This is a genomic window from Bradyrhizobium diazoefficiens (assembly GCF_016616235.1).
Lineage (GTDB): Bacteria > Pseudomonadota > Alphaproteobacteria > Rhizobiales > Xanthobacteraceae > Bradyrhizobium > Bradyrhizobium diazoefficiens_H.
The window spans coordinates 2,838,638-2,863,394 of sequence record NZ_CP067100.1; the positions used below are offsets into that span (position 1 = coordinate 2,838,638).

At 64.7% G+C, this 24,757-nt stretch carries 20 protein-coding genes; 12 read left to right on the top strand and 8 right to left on the bottom strand.

Annotated features, from left to right (window positions below; translation table 11 throughout):
- Positions 1-188 precede the first annotated feature (188 nt).
- On the top strand, positions 189-917 hold the full coding sequence (locus JJB99_RS13445; RefSeq protein WP_200499200.1) for a Crp/Fnr family transcriptional regulator: 729 nt from the start codon (positions 189-191) through the stop codon (positions 915-917).
- Between the two features lie 4 nt (positions 918-921).
- Here the strand turns inward: JJB99_RS13445 and JJB99_RS13450 are convergent, their stop codons facing one another.
- Entirely contained in the window at positions 922-1,698 is a 777-nt protein-coding gene (locus JJB99_RS13450) for a cyclase family protein (protein ID WP_200499201.1), read from the bottom strand.
- A 306-nt stretch (positions 1,699-2,004) separates the two neighbouring features.
- On the opposite strand from JJB99_RS13450, the gene JJB99_RS13455 reads away from it, so the two are divergent.
- The 4 genes from JJB99_RS13455 to JJB99_RS13470 all read left to right on the top strand — a co-directional run bounded on the left by JJB99_RS13455 (position 2,005) and on the right by JJB99_RS13470 (position 5,717).
- Positions 2,005-2,976, top strand: a complete 972-nt coding sequence (locus JJB99_RS13455; RefSeq protein WP_200499202.1) for a TRAP transporter substrate-binding protein — start codon at positions 2,005-2,007, stop codon at positions 2,974-2,976.
- A gap of 78 nt (positions 2,977-3,054) precedes the next feature.
- Entirely contained in the window at positions 3,055-3,603 is a 549-nt protein-coding gene (locus JJB99_RS13460) for a TRAP transporter small permease (RefSeq protein WP_200499203.1), read from the top strand.
- Positions 3,594-4,886, top strand: coding sequence for a TRAP transporter large permease (locus JJB99_RS13465; RefSeq protein WP_200499204.1), 1,293 nt, complete (start codon positions 3,594-3,596; stop codon positions 4,884-4,886). The genes JJB99_RS13460 and JJB99_RS13465 overlap by 10 nt, the downstream gene beginning before the upstream one ends.
- A 24-nt stretch (positions 4,887-4,910) precedes the next feature.
- Positions 4,911-5,717 (top strand): SDR family NAD(P)-dependent oxidoreductase, encoded by an 807-nt coding sequence (locus JJB99_RS13470; RefSeq protein ID WP_200499205.1) that lies wholly within the window; start codon positions 4,911-4,913, stop codon positions 5,715-5,717.
- Between the two features lie 9 nt (positions 5,718-5,726).
- Here JJB99_RS13470 and JJB99_RS13475 read toward each other — a convergent pair whose 3' ends face one another.
- Genes JJB99_RS13475 through JJB99_RS13490 form a run of 4 tightly spaced genes read right to left on the bottom strand, consistent with a single transcriptional unit; the run spans position 5,727 to position 10,003 of the window.
- A complete protein-coding gene (locus JJB99_RS13475; protein ID WP_200499206.1) occupies positions 5,727-6,425 on the bottom strand; it encodes a molybdate ABC transporter substrate-binding protein in 699 nt (232 codons plus the stop codon).
- The gene (locus JJB99_RS13480) at positions 6,422-8,548 is read right to left on the bottom strand and encodes a xanthine dehydrogenase family protein molybdopterin-binding subunit (RefSeq protein ID WP_200499207.1); all 2,127 of its coding nucleotides are present in this window, start codon (positions 8,546-8,548) and stop codon (positions 6,422-6,424) included. Before JJB99_RS13480 ends, JJB99_RS13475 begins: the two co-directional genes overlap by 4 nt.
- The gene (locus tag JJB99_RS13485) at positions 8,545-9,015 is read right to left on the bottom strand and encodes a (2Fe-2S)-binding protein (protein WP_200499208.1); all 471 of its coding nucleotides are present in this window, start codon (positions 9,013-9,015) and stop codon (positions 8,545-8,547) included. Before JJB99_RS13485 ends, JJB99_RS13480 begins: the two co-directional genes overlap by 4 nt.
- Positions 9,016-9,028: 13 nt before the next feature.
- Positions 9,029-10,003 carry a Bug family tripartite tricarboxylate transporter substrate binding protein gene (locus tag JJB99_RS13490; protein ID WP_200499209.1) on the bottom strand — a complete coding sequence of 325 codons (975 nt, stop codon included), beginning with the start codon at positions 10,001-10,003 and terminating at the stop codon, positions 9,029-9,031.
- Positions 10,004-10,237: 234 nt separating this feature from the next.
- Between JJB99_RS13490 and JJB99_RS13495 the strand changes: the two genes are divergently transcribed.
- Positions 10,238-12,328 (top strand): molybdopterin oxidoreductase family protein, encoded by a 2,091-nt coding sequence (locus JJB99_RS13495; protein WP_200499210.1) that lies wholly within the window; start codon positions 10,238-10,240, stop codon positions 12,326-12,328.
- Positions 12,329-12,453: 125 nt separating this feature from the next.
- Positions 12,454-13,236 carry an enoyl-CoA hydratase/isomerase family protein gene (locus JJB99_RS13500; RefSeq protein WP_200499211.1) on the top strand — a complete coding sequence of 261 codons (783 nt, stop codon included), beginning with the start codon at positions 12,454-12,456 and terminating at the stop codon, positions 13,234-13,236.
- Between the two features lie 907 nt (positions 13,237-14,143).
- Here JJB99_RS13500 and JJB99_RS13505 read toward each other — a convergent pair.
- The 3 genes from JJB99_RS13505 to JJB99_RS13515 form a co-directional block, all read right to left on the bottom strand.
- On the bottom strand, positions 14,144-14,572 hold the full coding sequence (locus JJB99_RS13505; RefSeq protein ID WP_063688197.1) for a GlcG/HbpS family heme-binding protein: 429 nt from the start codon (positions 14,570-14,572) through the stop codon (positions 14,144-14,146).
- Positions 14,565-17,540 (bottom strand): FAD-binding and (Fe-S)-binding domain-containing protein, encoded by a 2,976-nt coding sequence (locus JJB99_RS13510; protein WP_200499212.1) that lies wholly within the window; start codon positions 17,538-17,540, stop codon positions 14,565-14,567. The genes JJB99_RS13505 and JJB99_RS13510 overlap by 8 nt, the downstream gene beginning before the upstream one ends.
- Positions 17,541-17,644: 104 nt before the next feature.
- Positions 17,645-18,394, bottom strand: a complete 750-nt coding sequence (locus JJB99_RS13515) for a GntR family transcriptional regulator (protein WP_200499213.1) — start codon at positions 18,392-18,394, stop codon at positions 17,645-17,647.
- 133 nt (positions 18,395-18,527) lie between these two features.
- Here JJB99_RS13515 and JJB99_RS13520 point away from each other — a divergent pair, with 133 nt between their 5' ends.
- From JJB99_RS13520 to JJB99_RS13540, 5 genes are all read left to right on the top strand, one after another.
- Positions 18,528-19,730, top strand: a complete 1,203-nt coding sequence (locus tag JJB99_RS13520; protein WP_433995767.1) for a pyridoxal-phosphate-dependent aminotransferase family protein — start codon at positions 18,528-18,530, stop codon at positions 19,728-19,730.
- 54 nt (positions 19,731-19,784) lie between these two features.
- Positions 19,785-21,068, top strand: a complete 1,284-nt coding sequence (locus JJB99_RS13525) for an MFS transporter (RefSeq protein WP_200499215.1) — start codon at positions 19,785-19,787, stop codon at positions 21,066-21,068.
- A gap of 116 nt (positions 21,069-21,184) precedes the next feature.
- A complete protein-coding gene (locus tag JJB99_RS13530; RefSeq protein WP_200499216.1) occupies positions 21,185-22,384 on the top strand; it encodes a pyridoxal-phosphate-dependent aminotransferase family protein in 1,200 nt (399 codons plus the stop codon).
- Between the two features lie 31 nt (positions 22,385-22,415).
- Positions 22,416-23,213 carry an enoyl-CoA hydratase/isomerase family protein gene (locus JJB99_RS13535; protein WP_200499217.1) on the top strand — a complete coding sequence of 266 codons (798 nt, stop codon included), beginning with the start codon at positions 22,416-22,418 and terminating at the stop codon, positions 23,211-23,213.
- 318 nt (positions 23,214-23,531) lie between these two features.
- Positions 23,532-24,740, top strand: coding sequence for a VCBS domain-containing protein (locus JJB99_RS13540; protein ID WP_246775235.1), 1,209 nt, complete (start codon positions 23,532-23,534; stop codon positions 24,738-24,740).
- Positions 24,741-24,757: the final 17 nt, after the last annotated feature.

The following is a 24,757-nucleotide window of genomic DNA, read 5'->3' on the forward strand; positions in this document are numbered from 1 at the left end:
CGACGCAAACACGGCAAGCGGCGCTTGCAACTCTGCATCGCTCCAAGGCATCGAAGCACCCTTCGGATGCGGACTTCCGGCATTTTCGCGGCATTTGCATCAAACCATGCGTATGCTTTCCGGTTGAAAAGCCTGATAACGTTGACTACGCAGGAACCCCTGCCTTGCAGTCTTAGGAGCCCCGCGGCGTGCCTCAGGACAAGACCGGCGACCCCCGACAGTCGGCGGGCAACAAACTATCGGTCCTGCGCAAGCATCCGATCTTCGCGGATCTGGAGCCGGACGCGCTCGATCAGCTCTGCCGCTATGCCAAGCACACCACAGTGAAGCGCGGTGCGACCATCGCCGCCAAGGGCGATCCCGGCAACAACCTGTTCGCGGTGATCTCGGGGACAGTGAAGATTTCCTCCTCGTCCCCGGATGGACGGAACGCCATTCTCAACCTGATCGGTCCCGGAGAAATCTTTGGTGAGATCGCTGTTCTCGACGGTGCGCCGCGCTCGGCGGATGCGACCGCCAACACCAATTGCGAGCTCTACATCATCGACCGCCGGGACTTCCTGCCGTTCGTGAAAAGCCAGCCGGCACTGGCGATGAAATTCATCGAGCTGCTCTGCGCGCGGCTGCGCTGGACCAGCCAACAGGTCGAGCAGGTGATCCTGCAAAATCTTCCGGGACGGCTTGCAAGCGCGCTGCTCGGTCTTACCGAGGAGCGCAAGTTCGACTCTGGCAGCGGCACGCTCGCCATCACCCAGCAGGAGATCAGCGAGATGGTGGGGATGACGCGCGAGAGCATCAACAAGCAATTGCGCGCTTGGGCCGGCCGCAACTGGGTCCGTCTCGAGCACGGCGCCATCGTCGTACTCGACATTGATGCGCTGCGCGGGCTCGCCGAGAGCGGCCTCGACGGCGAGTGATAGCCTAATCGTCGATGATCGCAATGGCGCGGGTCCAGCCCGCGGACGCCCGCTCGATTTTCACCGGGAAGCATGACACAGTGAAGCCGGTCGAAGGAAGCTTGTCCAGATTGTGCAGCTTCTCGAGATGGCAATAGCCGATGTGCCGTCCCGCCTTGTGGCCTTCCCAGATCAGGCCGGCATCCTTTGTTTCTGCATATTTTTTTGCGGTGTAGACGAACGGCGCGTCCCAGCTCCAGCCGTCGGTCCCGGTCAGCCGCACGCCGTGCTCGAGCAGGTACATGGTCGCTTCATAGCCCATGCCGCAGCCGGAATTGACGTAGTCGGCCCGGCCGAATTTTGCGCCGGCGCTGGTGTTGACGACGACGATCTCCAGCGGCGACAGCGTGTGCCCGATACGCTTCAGCTCCTTCTCGACGTCGGCGGCCGTCACGACATAGCCATCCGGCAGGTGCCGGAAGTCGAGCTTCACGCCGGGCTGAAGACACCATTCCAACGGCACCTCGTCGATGGTCCATGACCGCTCGCCGCGATTCATGGTCGGATGAAAGTGCCAGGGCGCATCGAGATGGGTGCCGTTATGGGTCGACAGCGAAACCTGCTCGACAGCCCAGCCCTGGCCATCCGGCAGGTCCTGTGCCTTGAGGCCATCGAAAAACTGCAGCATGCGGGGCAGGCCCTGCTGGTGATCGATATACTGGATGATCGGATGATTGCCCGGCGGATCTGAGGTCACGTCGTTTCTGAGCGGCACGGAAATATCGATCAGCTTCCGCGGCATGGGCATATCCCCGAATTGGTCCATTCTGCGCGCCATCTTGAGGGCGCTCCCGCCGCGGCGTCAAGTAACGCGCCGGTGCGGCTGACTTCGGAAAAACGAAATCGTTCGCCGACTGTCTCCCCGGAGGACCGCGCGATCGATCGATGCAACTCCAGCATTGATCGATGCCGGATTTGGCTTGGACAGAGAATGCCGCCGGCACTAGGGACGACAATGGCGCTTGACTTCGCACCTGAAGTAGAGCGACCCAAGGTCGGCCCGCAACCTGCCCGATAACGACATAATCAACCCAGGAGGAAAGCCCAGATGAAGACACTGACCGGTATCATCGCAGCCGCTGTGCTGGCGGTCTCGGCGCCGCTGGCGGCCGCACGCGATTTCCGCTCCGCCGACATCCACCCCGCCGACTATCCGACCGTCGAGGCCGTCAAGTTCATGGGCAAGCAGCTCGCGGCGGCGAGTGGCGGCAAGCTCGGCGTGAAGGTGTTCCCGAATGGCGCCCTGGGCTCCGAGAAGGACACCATCGAGCAGCTCAAGATCGGCGCGCTCGACATGATGCGGATCAATGCATCGCCGCTCAACAATTTCGTGCCCGAGACCATCGCGTTGTGCCTGCCCTTCGTCTTCCGCGACACGCAGCACATGCGCACCGTCCTCGACGGGCCGATCGGCGACGAGATCCTGGCGGCCATGGAGCCCGCGGGCCTCGTCGGCCTTGCCTATTACGACAGCGGCGCCCGGTCCATCTACACCGTGAAGGCGCCGGTCAAGTCGCTCGCCGACCTCAAGGGCCTGAAGATCCGGGTCCAGCAATCCGACCTCTGGGTCGGCATGATCCAGAGCCTCGGCGCCAACCCGACGCCGATGCCGTATGGCGAGGTCTACACCGCGCTCAAGACCGGTCTCGTCGACGCTGCCGAGAACAACTGGCCTTCCTACGAATCCTCGCGCCATTTCGAGGCCGCCAAGTTCTACAACGTCACCGAGCACTCGCTGGCGCCCGAAGTTCTCGTGATGTCCAAAAAGATCTGGGACACGTTGAGCAAGGAGGATCAGGCGATGATCCGCAAGGCGGCCAAGGAATCGGTGCCCGTCATGCGCAAGCTCTGGGACGAGCGCGAGCAGGCCTCCCGCAAGACCGTCGAGGCCGCCGGCGTCCAGGTCGTGACGATCGCCAACAAGCAGGAATTCGTCGATGCGATGAAGCCGGTGTACGACAAGTTCGCCGGCGACGAGAAGCTGAAGGACCTCGTCAAGCGCATCCAGGACACGAAGTAGGGCCATAGGCGTCGGGTCCGGTGTCGCCGCGAGGTGACACCGGACCCTTCGCAACGAGGCGCGCAAGGAGACGCGGGAATGACAGACCCACATGTCGCAAGCCACGAGCAGGAGGTCGCCGGACGCCCATCGACCGGCCTGCTGTCGCGGATCAATGCGCCGATCGCTCGCCTCGGCATGTATCTGTCCGTGACCGGACTGCTCGTCATCGTCACCATCGTATTCTACCAGGTGTTCGGACGCTACGTACTCAATTCCAGCCCGACCTGGACGGAGAATCTCGCACTGGTCCTGATCCTCTATGTCACGTTGATCGGCGCCGCGGTTGGCGTTCGCGATGCGGGCCATATCGGCATGGATAGTCTGCTGGTGATGCTGCCGGACCATGTGCGAGAGAAGATCGAGCTCGTGATCCACGTTCTGGTCGCAGTGTTCGGCATTGCGATGGCCTACAACGGCTGGATCCTCGGGGCATCGGTCGGAACCGTGAAGATCCCCAATCTCGGCCTGCCCGAGGTGATCCGCTACGTGCCGCTGATCGCCTCTGGTGTCCTGATCGTCTCCTTCTCAATCGAGCACATCATTGCTCTTCTGCGCGGCGAAGAGGTCGTCCCATCATGGAATTGATCATTCTCGGCGCCAGCTTCTTCGGCTTCCTGGTCCTAGGCGTGCCGGTCGCCTTCGCGATCGGTCTCTCGGCGATCTGCACCATCCTCTACGAGGGCCTGCCGGTGGCCGTCATCTTCCAGCAGATGATGTCGGGGATGAACATCTTCTCGTTCCTCGCCATCCCGTTCTTCGTCTTCAGCGGTGAGCTGATGCTGCATGGCGGCGTCGCCGACAAGATCGTGCAGCTTGCCAAGAATCTCGTCGGGCACATCCGCGGCGGGCTCGGCATGTCGAACGTGGTCGCCTGCACGCTGTTCGGCGGCGTCTCCGGCTCGCCCGTGGCCGACGTGTCGGCGATGGGCGCGGTGATGATCCCGATGATGAAAAAGGAAGGCTTCGACACCGACTACGCCGTCAACGTCACCACCCACGCCTCGCTGGTCGGAGCCTTGATGCCGACCAGCCACAACATGATCATCTATGCACTCGCCGCAGGCGGCAAGGTCTCGATCGGTGCGCTGATCGCCGCCGGCCTCCTGCCGGCGCTGGTGCTGATGGTGTGCATGCTGGTCGCCGCTTATGCGGTCGCGGTGAAACGCGGCTATCCGGCCGGTAAATTCCCCGGCTGGGCCGAGGTGTTCCGCTCGTTTGCGGCCGCACTTCCCGGCCTTCTGATCGTCGGCATCATCCTCGCGGGCATCCTCTCCGGTGTCTTTACGGCAACCGAATCCGCCGCCGTCGCGGTCACCTACACGATCCTGCTGACTTTCTTCATCTACCGCACCATGACCCTGCCGAACTTCCTGCGGGCCGCTGCCAAGGCCGTGAAAACGACCGGCGTGGTGTTGCTGCTGATCGGCGTCTCCACCATGTTCCAGTACCTGATGGGACTCTACGAGGTGGCCGATCTCGCCGGCGAGATGATGAGCAAGGTCTCCACGGAGCCCTGGATGATCTTCCTGCTCATCAACGTCATCCTGTTCGTGCTCGGCACCTTCATGGACATGGCGGCGACCATCCTGATCTGCACCCCGATCTTCCTGCCGATCGCGATGAAGGCGGGCATGGATCCGGTGCAGTTCGGCATGCTGATGCTGATCAACTGCGCTCTGGGGCTGAACACGCCGCCGGTCGGCACGACGCAGTTCGTCGGCTGTGCTATCGGCGGCATCTCGGTGGGCGCGGTGATGCGCACCATCCTGCCGTTCTACGCCGCGCTGATCGCAGCCCTGATGTTCGTGACCTACGTCCCCGCGTTCTCGTTGTGGCTGCCCCGCCTGCTGATGGGCTACAAGGGATAGCAGCAACGCAGGGAGAATTCGTCCGTGACCGACTATCGCAAGCTGTTCGATCTCACCGGCAAGACGGCCGTGGTGCTCGGCGCCGCCTCGGGTATCGGCAAGTCGTCGGCCGAGGCGCTGGCCGGGCTCGGCGCCCGCGTCGTCTGCGCCGACCGCGCGCTTGATGCGGCGGAGACGACCGCGGCCGGCATTCGCGACAAGGGCGGCTGGGCCGAAGCCGCAAGCTGCGATGCAGCGAGCGCTGCGGACGTCAATGCGCTTGCCAAGATCGTGATGCAGAAACTCCCGCGGCTCGATATCGCCGTGACGACGCCCGGGCTCAACATCCGCAAGACCATTCTCGACTACACCGAGGAGGATCTCGACCGCGTCCTCAACCTCAACGTCAAGGGCACCGTGTGGTTCTTCCAGGCCTTCGGCCGCATCATGGTCGCACAGAAGGGCGGCAGCATCATCGCCTGCTCCTCGGTACGTGCGGTGACGATCGAGCCGGGCCTCGGCGTCTACGGCTCGACCAAGGCCGCCATCGGCCTTTTGGTCAAGGGCTTTGCCTCCGAGGTTGGACACGCCGGCGTACGCGTCAACGCGATCGCGCCGAGCATCGCCGAGACCGCGCTGACCAGCCCGTTCAAGCAGCGGCCTGATATTTACAATCTCTATGCCGGCCACACTGTGTTCAATCGCTGGAGCAGCGCCGACGAGGTGGCGACCGCCGTGGCCTATCTCGCTTCGGATGCCGCAAGCTATGTCAGCGGCAGCACGCTGTTCGTGGACGGCGGCTGGACCGCGGTCGATGGTCCGCCGACGGGCCTCACCCAATTGCACAAATAGCGTTCGCATCTAGCCGGCAAAGCCGACGCGCTGGCGCAGCTCCTTTTGATCCGTACCGGTCAGCAGCGCGGCCAGCATCGCGGCCTCCTGCGGATGTGCGGCCCGCCCGGTTACGCCGGCCGTATACATCGTCACGAGTTCGCAGCCTGCTGGCAGCGATCCTGATAGCACGATGCCGTCGGTCGCGATGATCTCGGTAGCCTGCGTGCAGCCGATCGGCCGTGTCGCGGTGGACGCCGCAAGCTCCCGCATCGCGGTCGCACCGTTCGGAAATATCTTGAGGCGCGAGGCGACCTCGTAGGCAATGCCGAGCTGATCCAGCACCTTTGCGACGTGCTGGCCCGCCGTCGATGCCGTTGTGTCCGGAACGTAGATCGCGTCTGCGGAGCGCAGCACCTCGCGCAAATCGGCCTCGGTCTTCACCGCAACTTTCGGGTCGCGGCTGCGGACTGCGAGCGCGGTCTCGACCCGGCCGACATCCGCGATCGAGGAGGGGGTGACGAGCTTCTCCTCGGCAAGCTTTGCGAGCAGCGCCTGTGTCAGGATCACGATATCGGCCGGCGTGCCCGCACGCAGCTTGTCGGCCATGATGCCGACCGCGCCGAACTCGCCGTCGATGCCGAAGCCGGTCTTTGTCTTGAAGGCGTCGGTGAGGCCGCGCACCAGGCCTTGCGCCGCGCCGCCGCTCAAAATTCTCAAACTCGTCACGATGCAAGCTCCATGGCTGCAATGATGCTGTCGCGCGTGATCGGCAGGTCGTGGACGCGCACGCCGAGGCAATCGTAGACGGCGTTCGCGATCGCTGCCGTCACCGGACCATGCGCGGCTTCGCCGGCGCCGACGGGCTCGATCTCCGGCCGCTGGATGATCTCGACATCGACGATCGGCACCTCGCTGAAGGTCAGGATCGGATAGTCTGTCCAGGAGGTCGAGGTGATGCGCACAGGATCGAAGCGGACGCGCTCTTTCAGCACCCAGCTCGCCGCCTGGATCGCACCGCCCTCGATCTGGTTGATGACGCCGTCCGGATTGATCGCTTCGCCGACATCGACCGCGAGCGTCAGGCGTCTAACACGGATGTCGTCATCGCCTTCGATTTCTGCAATCGCGGCGCAATAGGCGCCGGTGTTCTTGTAGCGGGCAAAGCCGATGCCGTGACCGATGCCGGCTTGCTTCAGCGGCTTCCACCGTGCACGTCGCGCAGCGGCGCGGATGACATCTTTCGCGCGTTCGTCCCGTAGATGCCGCAGGCGAAACGCGACCGGGTCCTCGCCGCGCAGGGCGGCGATCTCGTCAAGCAGGGATTCAATGGCGAACACATTGCCTTGCGCACCCAGAGTCCGCAGCGCGGAGGTGCGCACCGGCATGGTCAGCAGCCGGTGGCTCGTGATCGTCCAGGCCGGAAAGTCATAAAGCGGAACGGAGTTGCGATCGCTGCCGCCGCCATTGGCGGCCGGCGGATTCGTCGAGATCATGCGCGGATAGGGATTTGCGATCTCGGTCGCCGCTAGCAGCGCCGGCTGTGCCGCGCGGCCAGGCCGCGCCGCGTGGCCGTTGCTCCAGATCGCATGGCGCCAGCCGATGATCTCGTTGCCGGCATCGAGATCTGCTTCGATCGCGATCGCCATCGCTGCGCCGAACGGCGCGTGGGACATCTCGTCGTGGCGCGACCACTGCACCCGCACCGGACGGCCTCGGGCCTCTTTCGCCAGTAACACCGCGTCGAGCGCGACGTCGTCAGCCGCATTATGTCCATAGCAGCCAGCGCCCTCCATATGCTCGACGACGATGTTCTCGGCCGGCAGCTTGAGCACGATCGCGAGATCGGCGCGCAGCAGATAGACACCCTGGCTGTGCGTCCAGACCTGGACACGATCGCCGTTCCATCGGGCCATGGCGCAGGACGGCGCGATCGAGGCATGGGCGATGTAGGGGCGGGTATACTGCCGCCGAAGCGTACGCGCAGCTTTCGCTGTCGTTGCCGCCGCTTTGGTGTCGATAACGGTCGTTTCGACCGGCTGACTCTTCAGGAACTCCGCGAGAGCATCTTCATCGGGCAGTGCCTCGCCGGCCGACCATGTCGCGCCCTTGCGCAAAGCCGTCAGCGCCGCTTCCGCGGCTGCCTCGCTATCGGCGACCACGCCCGCAAATCCTCCATCGCGGACTATGGCGATGAGGCCTGCAATGGCGCGCGCAGCCTCCTCCTCAAGCCCGACCAGCTTGGCGCCCGAGACGTCCGGCCGCAGCACGCGGCCGTGCAACAGGCCGGGCAGCATACAGTCATGAATGAAGCGCGGCCGCGCGAACACTTTGTCGGGAATGTCGACACGCTGGACTGAATGTCCAGCGAGGTCGCGCGTGGCGGCGCTCTTGGCGACCATGCCTGCCGTGGCGTCTTGGTCGAGCGAGACGTCGCTTGCGAGCTCCCAATAGCTTGTCTGGACATTGCCCGGACCGGAGATCGTGCCGTCCTCGACACCGAGCAACGCTGCATCGACGCCGAGACGTTCCGAGGCAGCAGTGAGGAAGCGCCGGCGCACCTCGGCACAGGCGTGCCGCAGCGCGCGGCCGGATTGCTGGATCGACAGGCTGCCCGAGGTGACGCCCTCGTTTGGGCTGGCTGCCGTCGAAGCGCGGATCATCTCGATGCGGGCGAGATCGACATCGAGCTCGTCCGCCGCGATCTGCGCCAGCGCCGTGATGATGCCCTGGCCGATCTCGACCTTGCCGGGCGAGATCGCCACACGGCCCTCGCTGATGATCTTCACCCAGGACGACAGCTTCGGATTGGCCGCGAGGCTGACCGGCAGTTTTGGAGCAGGGGGCGTCATGGCGCAGCCATCTTCGAGGCGGCCCTGAGCACGGCGCGGACCATGCGGTTATGCGAACCACAGCGGCACAGATTGCGATCGAGCGCGCCTCTGACCTCCGCCTCCGTCGGCGACGGTTTGCGCTTGAGCAGCGCCGCCGCGCTGATCAATATCCCGGAGACGCAGTAGCCGCATTGCATCGCTTGTTCGGCAACGAAGGCACGTTGCAGCGGATGCGGCTGCTCGACGGTCCCGAGGCCTTCGACTGTGACAACGTCCTTGTCCGCGACCGACCACATCGGCATGTCGCAGGAGGTCATTGCGCGGCCGTCGACCATGACGTGACAGGCTCCGCACTCACCGGCCCCGCAGCCGAAATGCGGACCGGTGACGCCCAGCTGGCCGCGGAGCACATCGAGCAGCGTCTGATCGGGATCGCTATCCACGGCAGTCGAGGCGCCGTTGAGCTGAAAGTGAATGGTGGGCATGACGAGTCGTGCCTCAGGACTTGTCGAATTTCTTGACGACATCAGCCCACTTTTCGATATCGCCGCGCAGGAATTTGCCGAATTCCTCGGGTGACATCGACATGGGCACCGCCCCCTGCTCGGTCCAGAGTTTTACGATGTCGGGCCGCTTCACCATTGCGTTGACAGCCGCATTGAGCTTGTCGATGACAGGTTTTGGTGTGCCGGTCGGTGCCATCAGGCCGAGCCAGATCGTCGCCTCATAGCCGGTCACACCTGCCTCGCCGGCGGTCGGCACGTTCGGCAGCACCGCGGAGCGCCGCTTGCCTGTTGTCGCAAGCGCGCGGACCTGGTTTTCGGCGATATTCGGCGCCATCGCCGGCACCGCGTCGATCATCATCTGCACCTGTCCGCCAATCACGCCGCTCCGGGCCTCGCCACTGTTGCGATAGGGAACGTGGACGAGGTCGACGCCGGCCATCGCTTTGAACAGCTTGCCGGCCATGTGATAGGGCGTGCCCTGGCCGGAGGAGGCGTAGTTCAGCTTGCCCGGCTGCGCCTTGGCGAGTGCGATGAACTCGGTGAGCGTGTTCACCGGGACTTGCGGGTTCACCACGATGACGAGATCGGAGTAGTTCACCGGCGCGATCGGCGCGAGATCGCGCATCAACTCGTATTTGCGCTGCGCAGGTGTCAGCAGCGACTCGTTCGCAGTCTGGGTGTTGGACATCATGAGCAGCGTGTAACCGTCGGCCGGCGATTTCGCCGCTTCGAGCGTGCCGATGAGGCCGCCCGCGCCGGTGCGGTTCTCGATCACGAAGGGCTGGCCAAAGCTCTCCTGCAGCACGTTACCGATCAGCCGGGCCGCGACATCGGCCGGGCCACCGGCGCCGAAAGGCACGACGATCCGGACGGCGTGGTTGGGATAATCCTGCGCAAAAGAGGGAGGCGCGGAGAATGCGGCGAGCAGGCCGGCGGCCAGCGCCGGCATCAAGCGTCGGCCTGTCATAGCCACCTCCCTGATGTCGTTCTCGTTGACCGACACTGTAGCGGCAAGGAATGCGGACTGTCGACGTCCCATAAAGGCGGTCGAGCCGGGAATATCAGCCCATTTTCGGTGTGACTGCGCCGCATTTCGCGCTTGCGGCAGGAACCTGCGGCGCATGCGGCTTGAGCAATTCGCATGGGAAGTGCCGGCAAAACGCTCTCGGCTGGCTGACATTTTGGTGTTACGAACTGGGACATGAACCAGCACGCCAAGCTTGAGATCCGCCATTCGACGTGTCCACACGATTGCCCGTCGGCCTGCGCGCTCGACATCGAGGTGGTCGAGGGCCGCAGCATCGGCCGCGTGCGCGGTTCGAAAAAGCAGACCTACACAGCGGGCGTGGTCTGCGCCAAGGTCGCCCGTTATGCCGAGCGCATCCATCATCCCGAACGGCTGATGTATCCGATGCGCCGCATCGGGCCGAAAGGCTCGGGCCAGTTCGCGCGGATCACCTGGGACGAGGCGCTCGACGAGATCGCCGAGCGCTTCAATCGGGCCGAGCGCGAGTTTGGCGCGGAATCGATCTGGCCCTATTTCTACGCCGGCACGATGGGTATCGTGATGCGCGACGGCCTCAACCGCCTCACGCATGTGAAGAAATATTCGCGTTTCTATCAGACCATTTGCGCCAATGTCGCGCGCATCGGCTTTGCGATCGGCACCGGCAAGATCGCCGGCGTCGATCCGCGCGAGATGGCGCTGTCCGATCTCGTGGTGATCTGGGGCACCAATCCCGTCAACACCCAGGTCAACGTGATGACGCATGCCTCCCGTGCCCGCAAGGAACGCGGCGCCAGGATCGCGGCGGTCGACATCTACGACAACGAGACCATGAAGCAGGCTGACATCAAGATCATCCTGCGGCCGGGCACCGACGGCGCCTTTGCCTGCGGCGTCATGCATGTCCTGTTCCGCGACGGCTATGCCGACCGCGCCTACATGGACAAATACACCGACTGCCCTGATGAGCTCGAGGCGCATCTCAAGACACGCACGCCGGAATGGGCCTCCGCCATCTCCGGCGTGCCGGTGGCGGAGATCGAGGCCTTTGCCAAGGCTGTCGGCGAGACCAAGCGGACCTTTATCCGCCTCGGCTACGGCTTCACCCGGTCGCGCAATGGCGCGACGCAGATGCATGCGGCGACCTGCATTGCCGCGGTGACCGGCGCCTGGCAGTATGAAGGCGGCGGCGCCTTCTTCAACAATTACGCGCTGTGGCGCTTCAACGAATCCATCATCGAAGGTCACGACGCAATCGACCAGAGCGTACGCGCGCTCGACCAGTCCAAGATCGGCCGCATCCTCACTGGCGATGCCGAGGCGTTGCGCGGCAAGGGGTCGGTCAAGGCGATGCTGATCCAGAACACCAATCCGATGACGGTGGCGCCGGAGCAGGCGCTGGTCCGGCAGGGCTTTGCGCGCGAGGACCTGTTCGTTGCGGTGCACGAGCAGTTCATGACCGAGACGGCTGCGATGGCCGACATCGTGCTGCCGGCAACCATGTTCATGGAGCATGACGATCTCTATTACGGCGGCGGTCATCAGCACATCTCGGTCGGGCCGAAGCTGATCGATCCGCCCGGCGAATGCCGCTCCAATCATGAGGTGTTGCAGGCGCTGGCACCGCGGCTTGGCGCCAAGCATCCGGGCTTCGTGATGACGCCGCGCGAGCTGATCGACGCAACGCTGAAGCTCAGCGGCCACGGCGACATCGCTGGTCTCGAAGCCGACATCTGGCGCGATCTGCAGCCGGATTTTCGCACCTCGCACTATCTCGACGGCTTCGCTCATGCCGACAAGAAATTCCACTTTAAGGCGGATTGGGCGCATCCGCCGTTCGGCCAGACCATGGGCGATATCGACAAGATGCCGTCGCTGCCGGACCATTGGGCGGCGATCGAAGACGCTGATCAAGCCCATCCGTTCCGGCTGGCGACCAGCCCGTCGCGCAGCTTTCTCAACACCACCTTCAATGAGACGCCGTCCTCGCAGGCGCGCGAAGGCAGAGCGAGCGTGATGATCCATCCGCTCGATGCGGCTGCGTTCGGCATCGCCGACGCTGACGCGGTGACGCTCGGCAACACGCGCGGCGAGACCACGCTGATCGCAACTCTGTTCGACGGCGTGCGGCGCGGCGTGCTGATCGCGGAGTCCGTTCATCCCAACAAGAACCATATCGGCGGCCGCGGCATCAACATGCTGACCGGCGCCGAGGCGGTGGCGCCGATCGGCGGCGCCGCGTTCCACGACAACAAGGTCTGGATCAGGAAAGCGGTCGCGGGTTGACCGCGCGCCTCCGTCGCCAACAATTTGTGTCGAGGCGCTAAAGGCGCACCTCTTCGCAGATTGCCCTTGCGCCTTGCGCCCGGGCTGCCGCAAATGGCTGCAAACGGGAGCAAGGAAGCGACGTCATGAGCGACACCACGGCCGTCATCACCGAGAAGCGCGGACAGGCATTCTGGATCACCATCAACCGGCCGGAGAAGCGCAACGCGCTCAATGGTGAGGTGATCGCCGGTATCGGACGCGGCTATCGCGACGCGCATGACGACAAGGACGTCCGCGTCATCGTGCTGACGGGTGCAGGCGACAAGGCGTTCTGCGCCGGCGCGGACTTGCAGAATTCCGGCGCGGCCTTTGCGATGGATCACTCCAAACCGAATGTCGACTATGCCGATCTCTTGCGCCTGTCGCAGAACGCGACCAAGCCGGCGATTGCGCGCATCAATGGTGTCTGCATGGCCGGCGGCATGGGCCTCTTGTGCATGACCGATATGTCGGTTGCGGCCGATCACGTCGTCTTCGGCCTGCCGGAGGTGAAGGTCGGCGTGTTTCCGATGCAGGTGCTGAGCCTGTTGCAGGAGATCGCACCGCGACGCCTCGTCAATGAATGGGCGCTCACGGGTGAACCGTTCGACGCGAAGGCGGCAAAGGATGCGGGGCTTTTGAACCACGTCGTGCCGACGGCGGAGCTCGATGCCAAGGTCGACTGGCTGATCGGCCGGATCGTCGACAAGTCTCCAACCGCGATCCGCCGCGGCAAATACGCCATGCGCGCCATCGCCTCGATGTCGTTCGACGAGAGCATCGCCTACACCGAAAGCCAGATCGCGCTGCTTGCGATGACCGAGGACGCGAAGGAGGGGCTGAAGGCGTTCAGCGAGAAGCGCAAGCCGGTGTGGACTGGAAGGTAGAGGGACGCTGCTCTCGTGCGCCGGACGCAGCGCAGCGCCTCTGCGGCGGTGCGCTGCAGAGCCGGGGCCCATCTCACCGCGTGGTCCCGTGCCGCTCTCCGGGTCCCGGCTCTACGCAGCAACGCTCGCGCGTTGCAGCGCGTCCGGGACACGAGGCTGTGCATTCAGCGAGCCCAAATTCGTTTCTCAAATAGAGGACGTACGTTCGCCTTCTCGCGGCGCATTGCGCCCGAGCTTTACTCTTCGCTTCGCACCCTCTCCAAGGAAAGGGCGCAGGGAAGGCCGGGTGCCGGCTGGCACCCGCAAGACTCCCGTGCAAGAATGATGCACACGCAAGGCACAGGAGCGATACAGGGCAGCCGAAACATCCGGCCTTCCCTGCGCAGTGGTTTGACGGCTTATGCGCGCTCTCCCCGGAGACGAGTTCTTTTTTGCCTCCGTCACCTCCGCAAAATTCACGGCCGCCGCCCCGGTTGAAGCGACGCCGCCTTCGCAAAGGCTTACCGTAGCAACGACGGCCAGGACCACACGTTTTCGCCGTACGCATCCGGCGTCGTCCGTCGTGTCGGTCCGCGCCATGCTCACGAGGTTCATCTCGCCCTGCACGCCACATTCCGCATCGACGCCGCCCGCGTCCACCGCAGCCCGATCCACGGTTCGTGACGACGTACGACCGCCCCTTTCCCGGATCGGGATGGCGATGCATACGACAAATCCGAAATTCGGTAAAGTGGAATATTTCAATTGCGGAGGCTTGACACGGGAACGACACAGGCGCGCAGGCCGGCGGTTCCTTCGTTGTCATTCCGGGGCGCGCCAGTTGGCGCGAGCCCGGAATCCATTTTTCCGCATGACATGCCGCATGTTGGATTCCGGGCTCGCGCTCCGCGCGCCCCGGAATGACGAGCTACCCCGCGTTGGCCTTCAGCCCCGCCGCCTGGATTCCTGCCACCGCGCAGGCCTCGTCATTGTCGGAGGTGTCGCCGGAGACGCCGACGGCGCCGAGCAGCGTCGCGCCGTCCATGATCAGCACGCCGCCGGGGACCGGCACCAGCGCGCCCTTGGCGATGGTGTTCACGGCGTCGATGAAATAGGCCTGCTCCTGGGCGCGCTGGAACAGCGCCCGCGAGCCCATGCCCATGGCAAGCGCGCCATAGGCCTTGCCGTGCGCGATCTCGGCGCGCATCAGACTGGTGCCGTCCTGCGCCGCAGCGATCTTGAGCACGCCGCGCGCGTCCAGGATGGTGACGACCAGCGGCTTCAGCTTCAGCTCGGTGGACTTTGCGAAGGCCGCATCGAGGATTTTGCGGGCGGTGTCGAGCGTGAGGTCAGCCATCGGTGGGTTCCTTTTCGGCGTGAGAAGTGGAATTGGTTTCGGCGCGGTCGAGGCTCATCGCCAGCACGCGCGCGACGTGAAGCGCCTCGCGCCGGGCGCCGTCGTGGATCTGGTGCCGGCACGAGGTGCCGTCGGCGACAACGAGCGTGCTCCGGTCCGCGCGCCGCACCGCGGGCAGCAGCGACAGCTCGGCCATCTCGATCGAGGCATCATAGGTGTCGGCGCCATAGCCGAACGCGCCGGCCATGCCGCAGCAGCTCGATTCGATGGTCTCGACCTCGAGGCCGGGCACGAGCCGCAGCACCTGCTCGACCGGCTTGAACGCGCCGAAGGATTTTTGGTGGCAATGGCCGTGCACCACGGCCTTCTCAGTGACGATGCCGAGCGGCAGTTGCAGCCGGCCGGCTTCTGCCTCGCGCACCAGAAACTCCTCGAAGGTGAGGGCATGGGCGCCGACCGCCTTGGCGTCATTGTCCTTGCGCAGCGAGGCGAGCTCGTCGCGCAGCGTCAGGAGGCAGCTCGGCTCGAGGCCGACGATCGGCACGCCGCGCGCGGCAAAGGGCGCGAAGGCGGCGACGAGACGGTCGAGCTCGGACTTCGCCTCATCAACCAGACCGGCGGAGAGGAAGGTGCGGCCGCAGCACAGCGGGCGGCTTCCGCTCGCAGGTTTTGGCATATGCACGCGATAGCCGCCGCCCGTCAGCACGCGCAGCGCTGCCTCGAGATTCTCGCGTTCGTAGATGCGGTTAAAGGTGTCGGCGAACAGCACGACTTCGCGGCCCGCCGTAGGTCCGACGCTCTCGGCTGGCGGCACGAACACGTCGCGGCGGAAGGCGGGCAGGGCACGGCGCGCGCTGATGCCGACAAAGCGCTCGAACAGCTTTCGGAGCAGCGGGCTGCGGTTGCGCAAATTGGCCAGCGGCGCGAAACGCGATGCAAGGCCGGCATAGCGCGGCAGATAGCCGACGAGGCGGTCGCGCAACGTCAGGCCGTGCGACGCGGCGCGCGCGGCCAGCACCTCGATCTTCATCTTGGCCATGTCGACGCCGGTCGGACATTCGTGGCGGCAAGCCTTGCAGGAGACGCAGAGTTTCAGCGTCTCCATCATCTCGTCAGAAGCGAGCGCATCGGGGCCGAGCTGGCCGGAGATGGCGAGACGTAAGGTATTGGCGCGCCCCCGCGTGACATCCTTCTCGTTGCGCGTGGCGCGGTAGGACGGGCACATCACGCCGCCCTCGCGCTTGCGACAGGCGCCGTTGTTGTTGCACATTTCGACCGCGCCCTGAAAACCACCGCCGGCGCCGGGATAGGCCGACCAGTCGAGCTTCGTCTTCAGCTCGCCAACGCGATAGTCGGGCTTGAAGCGGAATAGCGAGCGGTCGTCCATCTTCGGCGCGTCGACGATCTTGCCGGGATTGAGGACGCCAGTGGGATCGAAGCGCCGCTTGACCTCCCGGAAGTCCGCGACGAGGCGCTCGCCGAACATGCTTTCGTGGAATTCCGAGCGCACCAGGCCGTCGCCATGCTCGCCGGAATGCGAGCCCTTGTATTCGCGCACCAGCGCAAAGGCTTCTTCGGCGATGGCGCGCATCGCCTTGACGTCCTTCTCCAGCTTCAAGTTCAGCACGGGGCGCACATGCAGGCAGCCCTCGGAGGCATGCGCATACATCGTGCCGCTGGTGCCGTGCTTCGCAAACACCTCGTTCAGCCGCGCGGTGTAGTCGGCGAGATGCGGTAGCGGCACGGCGCAGTCCTCGACGAAGGAGACCGGCTTGCCCTCCTGCTTCATCGACATCATGACGTTGAGCCCGGCGGCGCGGAAATCGGCGATGCCGCTCTGTAGCGCCGGCTCGGTGATCTCGACCACGCCGCCCCATTTGCGCTTGTCGTTGGTCCAGCCGAAGCCGAGATCATCCATCAACTCGGTCAGCTGCTTGAGGCGCGCCAGATTGTCCGCCTGGTCTTCCTCGGCGAACTCCACCACCAGCACGGCGTCCGGATCGCCCGTGATCGCCGTGGAGATGATCGGCTTGAACATCGCGATGTCGCGGCCGAGTGCGATCATGGTGCGGTCGACCAGTTCGACCGCGATCGGCTTCAGCTTGACCAGATGCTGGGCCGCATCCATCGCCTCGTAGAAGCTGCCGAAATGGCAGACGCCAAGCGCCTTGTTGCGGATCACAGGCCACAGCTTCAGCTCGACTTTGGTGGTGAAGGCGAGGGTGCCTTCCGAGCCGACCAGCAGATGCGCCATGTTGTTGCGCGCATTGCGCGGGGTGAGCGCATCGAGATTGTAGCCGCCGACGCGTCGCTGCACTTTTGGAAAGCGTGCGGCGATTTCATCCGCCTCGCGCGCGCCGAGATCGAGCATGTCGCGGAATAGTGCGCGCATATTGTCGCCGGCGTCGGTATCGGAGAGATCGCGCGAGACATCGCCAAAACGGCTCAGCGTGCCGTCGGCGAGCGCGGCCTCCAGAGACAGCGTGTTGTCGCGCATGGTGCCGTAGCGAAGCGAGCGGCCGCCGCAGGAATTGTTGCCGGCCATGCCGCCGATGGTGGCGCGGGAGGCCGTGGAGACGTCGACCGGAAACCACAGGCCGTGCTTTCTAAGCTGGCGGTTGAGGTCGTCGAGCACGATGCCGGGCTCGACCACGCAGGTTCGGTTCGCGACATCGAGCGACAGGATGCGGGTGATGTGCTTGGAGAGGTCGACCACGAGGCCGTCATTGACCGTTTGGCCGCATTGCGAGGTGCCGCCGCCGCGGGGGGTGAGCTTCACGCCTTCGTCGCGGGCGATCGCCAGCGCCCGCAACGCCTCGTCCATCGTCTTTGGGACCACCACGCCGGCCGGCATGATCTGGTAGAACGAGGCGTCGGTGGCGTAGCGGCCGCGGCTGAAGCGGTCGAACAGGACGTCGCCGGTGATGTCCGCGCGCAGGCGCCGTTCGAGCGAGGAGGCGTTTGTCATCCCTGATCCCGATGATCCGGCGAGGCGCCCGAGGCCGGCCGGAGTATTCATTATTGGTTCTGACCGATTATATTATGAATTCAAAACGAGCAAGCTGACCGCCCTCAAGGCGAGGCCGGCGCGTCCTCTTGGGGCTCGGTCAGGTGCTCGATCGCCGCCGTCTGCTTGTTGCGCAGATGCAGGAACAGGATATCGCTGAGCTCGCTGCCGGCACGGCGGCGCAGCGCGTCGAGGATGGCCTCGTGCTCGCGCATCGCCTCCGCCCAGCGCTGCCGCTTGCGGGCGAAATTGGCGGAGTAGCGGACCCGGCGGATTCTCCCTGCGAACTTGGCGTAGGCCGTCTTCAGCGTCTCGTTGCGCGCGGCCGCGACGATGCTCTCGTGGATGCGCTGGTTGGTCTGGAAATAGCCGTGCATGTCGCGACGTAGGTAATGGCCGTACATCTCGTAGTGCAGTTGCTCGATCGCTGTGATCTCCGCATCCGTAATGGCCTCGCAGGCAAGGCGGCCTGCCAGGCTCTCCAGCCCCGCCATCACGTCGAACAGTTCTTCCAGATCGCGCTGGCTGAGCTGGCGGACCCGCGCGCCGCGGTTGGGTAGAAGCTCGATCAGGCCCTCGGCGGCGAGCACCTTCAGCGCCTCACGTAGCGGCGTGCGGGAGATGCCGAGCATCTCGCAGAGCTGGCGTTCCGGCACGCGCGCGCCGTCGGGGATGTTGCCCTCGACGACGTAGTCGCGCAGCCGCAGCAGGATCTCGCCGTGAAGCGAGGCCTCGTGACGGTTTTCCTGGCGATCACCGCCATTTTGAGCGGGCGGGGCGATCGGAACCCCGCTGTCGGGAATCGTGGATTTCATTTGCAGCACAGTAGTTTGCCCATTTGATCGCGTCGACGTCCACAATCGAATACCAAATTTCGATTGAAAGGACAAAAAATGAATGCAAAATGGCCGCCAGAGCTGGCCAGAATCCGCCGCCAGGGAGGTTTTCATGCATCAGGGACGCCATTTCCTTCAGATTCCGGGCCCGAGCCCGGTCCCCGAGCGCGTCCTGCGCGCCATGGACATGCCGGTGATCGACCACCGCAGCGCCGAATTCGGCGAGCTCGGCCGCACCGTGCTCGAAGGTAGCCGGAAGATATTCCAGACCTCAGGCCCGGTCGTGATCTTCCCGTCGTCGGGGACGGGCGCGTGGGAGGCCGCGATCGTCAACACGTTGTCGCCAGGCGACAAGGTGCTGATGGTCGAGACCGGCCATTTCGCCACCCTGTGGCGGCAGATGGCCGGGCGCTTCGGCATCGAGGTCGATTTCGTGCCCGGCGACTGGCGCCGCGGTGCCGATCCGACCGTGATCGAAGCCAGGCTCACCGAGGACAGCGCACACGCGATCAAGGCCGTGATGGTCGTGCACAACGAGACCTCGACCGGCGCCACCAGCCGCATCGCCGAGATCCGCGCCGCGATCGACCGCGTCTCGCATCCGGCGCTCTTGATGGTCGACACCATCTCCTCGCTCGGCTCGGTCGACTACCGCCACGACGAGTGGAAGGTCGACGTCAGCGTGAGCTGCTCGCAGAAGGGTTTCATGCTGCCGCCGGGCCTCGGTTTCAACGCGATCTCCGAGAAGGCCCGCGCAGCTGCAAAGACCAACAGGATGCCGCGCTCCTATTTCGACTGGGCCGAGATGCTCAAGCCCAACGCCAACGGCTTCTTTCCCTATACGCCTGCGACCAATCTGCTCTACGGCCTGCGCGAGGCGATCGCGATGCTGCTCGAAGAAGGGCTCCAGAACGTCTTCGCGCGGCATCAGCGGCTCGCGGCCGCAACTCGCGCCGCGGTCAATCATTGGGGCCTCGAAGTGCTCTGCCAGGAGCCGGCCGAGTTCTCGCCCGTGCTCACCGCGGTGCTGATGCCGCCGGACCATGATGCGGACGCGTTCCGCAAGATTGTGCTCGATAATTACAACATGTCGCTCGGCTCGGGCTTGTCCAAGGTCGCCGGAAAGGTCTTCCGCATCGGCCATCTCGGTGAATGCAACGCGCTGACGCTGCTTGGCGCGCTCACCGGCGTGGAGATGGGCCTGTCAGCGGCCGGCGTGCCGCATCGCTCCGGCGGCGTCGACGTCGCCATGAAGCTGCTGGAGCAGCGCCCGCAGGGCAATGCATCGCCGCACCTGAAAGTGGTCGGCACTTAAAGCTCGCGCAGGGCACGCGAGCAGCAATCATAAGAAGCGATCAGGAGGGTGGAGATGGGGATCAGGTTCAAGGCCACGCATGTCGTGCTGGCGATGCTCTGCGCGATGTATTTCATCACCTATGTCGACCGGGTGAACATCGGCACGGCGGCGAGCGAGATCCAGAAGGAGCTGGGCCTGTCGAACACCCAGCTCGGCCTCGTCTTCTCCGCCTTTGCCTACCCCTATCTGTTGTTCCAGGTAATCGGCGGCTGGGTCGGCGATCGCTTCGGGCCGCGCAAGACGCTGTTCTGGTGCGGCATGATCTGGGCGGCCGCCACCATCATGACCGGCTTCGTGCACGGCCTCGCCGCGTTGTTCATCGCGCGCTTCGCGCTCGGCTTCGGCGAGGGCGCGACGTTTCCGACCGCAACGCGCGCGATGCAATATTGGACGCCGGCGAACCGCCGCGGTTTTGCTCAAGGCCTGACCCATTCCTTCGCCCGGCTGGGCAACGCGGTGACGCCGCCGGTGGTGGCATTGCTGATCCTGTGGCTGACCTGGCGCGGCGCCTTCGTCGTGCTCGGCTTCGTCAGCCTCGTATGGGGCGTCGTCTGGGTCTGGTACTTCCGCAACGAGCCGAAGGATCACGCCTCGATCACCGAGGCCGAGCTTGCCGCGCTGCCGCCGCGCCCGACCGGCGAACGGCCGCGCGTGCCCTGGGGGCCGCTGCTTGGCCGGATGTGGCCGGTGACGCTGACCTATTTCTGCTACGGCTGGTGCCTGTGGCTGTACCTGAACTGGCTGCCGCTGTTCTTCAAGAACAACTACAGCCTCGACATCAAGAACTCGGCGCTGTTCGCCTCCGGTGTGTTCTTCGCCGGCGTGGTCGGCGACAGCGTCGGCGGCGTGCTCTCGGACAAGATCCTCGACCGCACCGGCAATGTCCGCCTGGCGCGGCTCAGCGTCACCGCTGCGGGATTTGCGGGGGCGCTGCTCTCGCTGTTTCCGATCCTGTTCGTCCACGACATCACCATCGTTGCGCTATGCCTGTCGGCCGGCTTCTTCTGCGCCGAGCTGGTGATCGGTCCGATGTGGTCGATCCCGATGGACATCGCCCCGAAATACTCAGGCACCGCGTCGGGACTCATGAACACCGGCTCGGCCTTGGCCGCGATCGTCTCTCCCCTGGTCGCAGGGTTCGTGATCGATGCGACCGGCAACTGGTATCTACCGTTCCTGATGTCGATGGGCCTGCTGTTGCTCGGTGGCGTTTCCGCCTTCCTGATGCACCCCGAGCGCCCGTTCGCGGAGGCCGAAGGACGGGCGCCATCCGCGAAGATGGTGGCCGCGGAGTAGGGGCGGCGGAGGTCCGCCGGTTATGCATGGGAGACGCCTTTAGGAGAGGGGACAAGCCGGTCAAATGGTGCTATTCGGCGGCCACCAAGACGAAGGCTAGACCGGGAAGGACGCCGATGACCGTGCATACTGGAAGGCATTTCCTCCAGATTCCAGGACCAACCAATGTGCCCGACCGCGTGCTGCGGGCGATGGACATGCCGACGCTGGACCATCGCGGCCCGGAGTTCGCCGAGCTCGGCTTCGCCGTGCTCGCCGCGATGCAGCGCGTGTTCCGCACCAAGCAGCCCGTGATCATCTTCCCCTCGTCGGGCACCGGCGCCTGGGAAGCGGCGATGGTGAATGTGCTCGCGTCCGGCGACAAGGTCTTGATGTGCGAGACCGGCCAGTTTGCCGTGCTGTGGCGCGGTATCGCCGAGAAGTTCAAGCTCGACGTCGACTTCATCGCAGGCGATTGGCGCCATGGCGCCGACCTCGCCGAGGTCGAGCAGCGCCTTGCCGCCGACAAGCAGCACGCGATCAAGGCGGTCTGCGTCGTCCACAACGAGACCTCGACCGGCTGCGTGACGCCGCCCCTGGAGGTGCGCAAGATCCTCGACCGCACACAACATCCGGCGCTGCTGATGGTCGACACCATCTCCGGCCTCGGCTCGATGGAATATGAGCACGACGCCTGGGGCATCGACGTCTCGGTCGCGGGCTCCCAGAAAGGCCTGATGCTGCCGCCCGGCCTCGGCTTCAACGCCGTCTCGGAGAAGGCGCTCGCGGTTGCCAAGGCCAATCCCGGCATGCGCTCTTATTGGGACTGGCAGGAGGTCATCAGCTTCAACAAGCTCGGCACCTTCCCCTACACGCCGGCGACCAACCTGCTCTACGGCCTGCGCGAAGCGGTGAAGATGCTGGAAGAGGAAGGCCTCGAGAACGTCTGGTCCCGCCACAAGCGCCACAGCGCGGCGACGCGCGCCGCGGTCAAAGTCTGGGGCCTCGAGACACAGTGCGCCGATCCCGCCGCGCATTCGCCGGCGCTGACCGGCGTGCGCGTGCCGGAAGGACATGACGCCGACGCCTTCCGCAAGGTGGTGCTGGAAAATTTTGACATGTCGCTCGGCACCGGCCTGAACAAGGTCAAGGGCAAGGTGTTTCGCATCGGCCATATCGGTCATTTCAACGATCTGATGCTGATGGGGACGCTCGCCGGCGTCGAGATGGGCCTTGATCTTGCAAAAATCCCGCACCGGAGCGGCGGCGTATTGGCGGCCATGGACGTCCTGAAGGGACGCGACATGGTGCCGATGGCGAAAGCTCAGGTGGCCTGAAGCAACTCCAGTGAACTGAAGAGATCGCGCGATGAATGCACCGACGACGACCAACGAAGACCTGCTCTACTCCGTCCAGGACGGCATCGCGCGGATCACCTTCAACCGCCCCCAGGCGCGCAACGCCATGACCTTCGCCATGTATGACCGCATGGCGGAGATCTGCCAGGAGATCAACGCCGACCGCTCGATCAAGGCGCTGATCCTGACCGGCGCCGGCGACAAGGCCTTCGCCTCCGGCACCGACATTTCCCAGTTCCGCGCCTTCAAGACCGCGCAGGATGCGCTCGACTACGAGGCGCGCATCGACCGCGTGCTCGGCACGCTCGAGCAGTGCCGCGTGCCCGTGATCGCGGCGATCGCGGGCGCCTGCACCGGCGGCGGCGCCGGAATTGCGGCGTGCTGCGACCTTCGCATCGGGACTGAAACGACACGGATCGGCTTTCCGATCGCGCGCACGCTCGGCAACTGCCTCTCGATGTCCAACATCAGCCGCGTCGTGTCGCTGGTCGGACCGGCCCGCACCAAGGACCTGATTTTCAAGGCGCGCCTCGTCGAAGCGCAGGAAGCGCTCTCGCTTGGCCTGCTCAACGAGGTCGTGCCCGATGTCGAGACGCTGCAGCGCCGCGCCGACGAGACCGCAAAGCTCGTCGCCAGCCACGCGCCGCTGACGCTGGAGGCGACCAAGGAAGCGGTGCGCCGCATCCGCCGCACGTTGTCGCGCGAGGAAGGCGAGGATCTGATCCTCAAGGCCTATATGAGCGAAGATTTCCGTGAGGGCATGGACGCCTTCCTCAACAAGCGCGCGCCGATCTGGAAGGGCAAGTAGCGTCTCGATTCGTTCGCATTGCCGCACGTAGTGCGAACGGCGGTTGACTCTATCCCTCAACCGTTCAGCGCCATGCGCTTGTCATAAAAACTTCAATCGGTTCCGGTCTCCGGAACCGAAGACAAGCGCACTTTCGCGTTTGCATTTGACGTCGTGACAACCTCGGGAATAGGATTGCCGAGGTTGCATCTGTCGATCCGCATTCGAGCCGACAGATCAGCCAGTTTTTTGATGTGTTTCGACTGACCACGCAGCGATCACTGAAAAGTCAGCTTCGATCTGATCGGCGATCCCGAAGGCACGGACACGCCGTTCTCGGTGGCATGGGACGGCGTCACGCTGCTGTCGCTGAGCCACGTCGCGCCCGGCATCAACCACTATGCGTTCGAGGTCTCCCGCGATCCTCTGCTGTCGGCCACGACGCTGCAATTCGCCTATGCCGATGATGCCGATGGCATGATCCTCGATTCCGTGAATGTCAGCCCCGCGACGGGGCCGGCAACGGAATCGACCGCAGGGTCGATTTCGTTCTCCGACGTCGAGAGTGGCGATACTCACACCGCGAGCTTCGTGCCAGCAAGCAGCGACTATGTCGGCACGTTCTCGCTCGATCCGGTCAGCGAGTCCGGCGGGGCCGGCTCGGTCGGCTGGCATTTCACCGTCAACAATGCCGACATCCAGTTCCTGGGGCAGGGGCAGGCGCTGACCCAGGACTATTTCGTCACGGTCGACGACAGTCACGGCGGCACTGTCATCCAGGATGTCACCGTCACCATCAACGGCACCAATGACGCGCCCACCGCGGTGAGCGAGACCGTGGTCACGGATGCCGGCTCCGGCGGCTCGGTCGCCATTCCCGGCTGGGCGCTGGGGCTGAACGACACCGATCCCGACAGCTCGGACCACCTCTCGGCCGGTGCCGTCACGGCAAGCTCCGGCGGCAGCGCAGGGGCAGCCTTCGGCTTTGTCTTTTTCACCGATGACGCAACGGCCGGCGGCTCGTTCGACTACACCGCCACCGACGGGATGACCAGTTCGTCCGGCGCCGCGACCGACACCCTCGTCAACGACGTGGCTACCGCGTCAGTGCTGAACGGGACCAGCGGCGACGACATCCTCATCGCCACCAACGGTACCGAAGCCCTGAACGGCGGAGGTGGCAACGATGTCCTGATCGGGACGGCGTCCGGTCATGTCATGAGCGGCGGCGGTGGTAACGATGTGTTCGCGTTCCTTCAGTCCCCGACCGGGCCCGGCCAGGTCACGGACTTCAACAACACCACCGAGACCGATCGCATCGCGATCTCGGCCAGCAGCTTCGGCGGTGGCCTGACGGCGGGCATGGACGTGACGTCGATCTTCGAGACCTCGGCCGACAATACGTTCTCCGGCGCGGCCGAATTCCACTTCGACACGGGCAACCAGACGCTCTACTTCAGCGCGGATGGCACGCAAGGATCGGCGGTCGCGGTGGTCGTGGTCCAGCCCGGGGCGGTGATCAATCCGCACGACATCCTGCTGGTCTAGTCGGCCGGCCCATTGGT

What these genes read in the sequence shown, in the direction of transcription:
- JJB99_RS13450 (WP_200499201.1), bottom strand. Translation starts at nt 1,698, where the DNA reads ATGCCGCGGAAGCTGATCGATATTTCCGTGCCGCTCAGAAACGACGTG.
- JJB99_RS13455 (WP_200499202.1), top strand. Translation starts at nt 2,005, where the DNA reads ATGAAGACACTGACCGGTATCATCGCAGCCGCTGTGCTGGCGGTCTCG.
- JJB99_RS13460 (WP_200499203.1), top strand. Translation starts at nt 3,055, where the DNA reads ATGACAGACCCACATGTCGCAAGCCACGAGCAGGAGGTCGCCGGACGC.
- JJB99_RS13465 (WP_200499204.1), top strand. Translation starts at nt 3,594, where the DNA reads ATGGAATTGATCATTCTCGGCGCCAGCTTCTTCGGCTTCCTGGTCCTA.
- JJB99_RS13480 (WP_200499207.1), bottom strand. Translation starts at nt 8,548, where the DNA reads ATGACGCCCCCTGCTCCAAAACTGCCGGTCAGCCTCGCGGCCAATCCG.
- JJB99_RS13485 (WP_200499208.1), bottom strand. Translation starts at nt 9,015, where the DNA reads ATGCCCACCATTCACTTTCAGCTCAACGGCGCCTCGACTGCCGTGGAT.
- JJB99_RS13490 (WP_200499209.1), bottom strand. Translation starts at nt 10,003, where the DNA reads ATGACAGGCCGACGCTTGATGCCGGCGCTGGCCGCCGGCCTGCTCGCC.
- JJB99_RS13495 (WP_200499210.1), top strand. Translation starts at nt 10,238, where the DNA reads ATGAACCAGCACGCCAAGCTTGAGATCCGCCATTCGACGTGTCCACAC.
- JJB99_RS13500 (WP_200499211.1), top strand. Translation starts at nt 12,454, where the DNA reads ATGAGCGACACCACGGCCGTCATCACCGAGAAGCGCGGACAGGCATTC.
- JJB99_RS13505 (WP_063688197.1), bottom strand. Translation starts at nt 14,572, where the DNA reads ATGGCTGACCTCACGCTCGACACCGCCCGCAAAATCCTCGATGCGGCC.
- JJB99_RS13510 (WP_200499212.1), bottom strand. Translation starts at nt 17,540, where the DNA reads ATGACAAACGCCTCCTCGCTCGAACGGCGCCTGCGCGCGGACATCACC.
- JJB99_RS13515 (WP_200499213.1), bottom strand. Translation starts at nt 18,394, where the DNA reads ATGAAATCCACGATTCCCGACAGCGGGGTTCCGATCGCCCCGCCCGCT.
- JJB99_RS13520 (WP_433995767.1), top strand. Translation starts at nt 18,528, where the DNA reads ATGCATCAGGGACGCCATTTCCTTCAGATTCCGGGCCCGAGCCCGGTC.
- JJB99_RS13525 (WP_200499215.1), top strand. Translation starts at nt 19,785, where the DNA reads ATGGGGATCAGGTTCAAGGCCACGCATGTCGTGCTGGCGATGCTCTGC.
- JJB99_RS13530 (WP_200499216.1), top strand. Translation starts at nt 21,185, where the DNA reads ATGACCGTGCATACTGGAAGGCATTTCCTCCAGATTCCAGGACCAACC.
- JJB99_RS13535 (WP_200499217.1), top strand. Translation starts at nt 22,416, where the DNA reads ATGAATGCACCGACGACGACCAACGAAGACCTGCTCTACTCCGTCCAG.